Raw genomic sequence first — 1,603 nt, forward strand, 5'->3', positions numbered from 1 at the left:
GGGCTGGCAGTGGAACCAGAAGATCTCCGGAGCATCCACGCCATCAATACGCGCCAGCGGATCGTAGCTGTCCTGATCGCTGTAGACGTAGGTCAGCGGCACATCCCCGTGCACCTCCTGCAGCAGACGGAACCCTTCCCAGACAAACCGGGTTGTGACCGGCTTGCCGGTTGGCTGTCCGCCCAGCATCTGGCGTCGCGTTTTGCTGATGCGGCGACCGAGCGGATCGTAGCGGAAGCTGACCTGCGTCTGCGGCTTGTTGCGATCCCGCGGCTGGCTGATGACTNNCCGTCGTAGCGGTAGTGCCAGCGGGTCTGGCCGTTATCTTTCTCCACGGTGCGGCCGTGGATGTCATAGCGCCAGCGAATGCCGTTCAGCTGCGTCAGGCGGTTGTGCGTGACCTTCTCAGCAGCCCCTTCCAGCGGGTTACCGGCCGCATCCCAGCGCCACTGCTCCTGTCCGGGCAGCGTGCCGTCCTGAACGAGCAGACGCCCGGCGCTGTCGTACTGCCAGCGGTACCAGCTGAACGGGTTATCGTCCCGCTCTTCCCGCACCAGGTTATTGCGGTAGTCGTAATCCCAGCGGCGCGGCGACCGATGCTGAGTATTTTACTTACGACAATGGATGTCATGAGTCCAGCGAATGCTTACCAAGGGCTTTTTATGTCAAGTAAATAATCAGAAGGCTCCATCCTAACCCACACTTCAGCCTTTTATTTTTTGGGGGTTCCAATCAGAGTAATCGGCAACACGGATTTCATTAAGAACGAGATCTGGTGGAACATGTGCAATGCTATCTGCGATTTCATCATATGGCTCTGGCAACTCGAATGAAAAACCAAAGTCGTCATTTATAATAATGCAACCATTAAAAATACGCTGTTTGTAAGTCAACCCCATTATTTCCCTCATCGTTTGGCCTGTTTGTAATATGTTATTATAGCTCCCCTTATAGTTTACATTACAACCAATAGAAATGATCGTTCCATCTTGAAGAGTAGCGATTGTCATTGTGTCATCCACAATATATGCAAGCCTTTTCTCTTCATCAGGCAATAAATAATCAAAGTAAGTTACCTTATAGCCGGCATATAACTCAGTTATATATTTGCTTATATTTTCACCCAAAAAAACGTTGCCTAGCGCTCTTCCTGATAAAATATCAGCATTAAAATCAATCATTTTACACCCCTCCATTAAGTAAAACTCCGTCAACATAAACAGGTGAATCGGTTATTAAATCATAATTTTTAAACTCTCCATGGCCAATTCTCCCATATACCACATCAGCACCATCAACTTCGCGATAGACTTTCCAGTAATCATTACCATGAATATTAGGTTGAGTTGGAGTCCCTCCGGGGTGATAATCTAATTTGTACGTAGTACCTGATTTTGTTGTTTTGACATATTGAATATGTTGGATAGCCCCTGGTTTATTGGCTTGTGGATATGTTCTCGTCCAACCTTTGGATGTCAAAATATTATGAACATCAGCGGGTTTTTTCCCTGTTAATCTATCCACCCATCTTTGGGTTATACGATCTTTTTGAGAAAAACCACATTTTAACCCCCACGGATCCACCCACCCCAGCGCATTCGGC

2 protein-coding genes and 1 pseudogene are annotated in these 1,603 nt (G+C 48.0%); all 3 read right to left on the reverse strand.

The features are described from left to right. Positions 1-602, reverse strand: a pseudogene (locus UTM25_RS22270) (type IV secretion protein Rhs); the annotation flags it as partial. Between the two features lie 102 nt (positions 603-704). Further along, positions 705-1,181 carry a hypothetical protein gene (locus UTM25_RS22275; protein ID WP_194401970.1) on the reverse strand — a complete coding sequence of 159 codons (477 nt, stop codon included), beginning with the start codon at positions 1,179-1,181 and terminating at the stop codon, positions 705-707. Between the two features lies 1 nt (position 1,182). Beyond that, the coding region (locus UTM25_RS22280; RefSeq protein ID WP_233168741.1) for a hypothetical protein at positions 1,183-1,603 on the reverse strand (421 nt) is incomplete at its 5' end.

This window comes from Enterobacter sp. 61D5, from assembly GCF_034107965.1.
Classification (GTDB): domain Bacteria; phylum Pseudomonadota; class Gammaproteobacteria; order Enterobacterales; family Enterobacteriaceae; genus Enterobacter; species Enterobacter cloacae_M.

Bases quoted from the DNA above. Each gene is read 5' to 3' on its own strand.
- UTM25_RS22275 (WP_194401970.1), bottom strand. From the start codon at position 1,181: ATGATTGATTTTAATGCTGATATTTTATCAGGAAGAGCGCTAGGCAAC.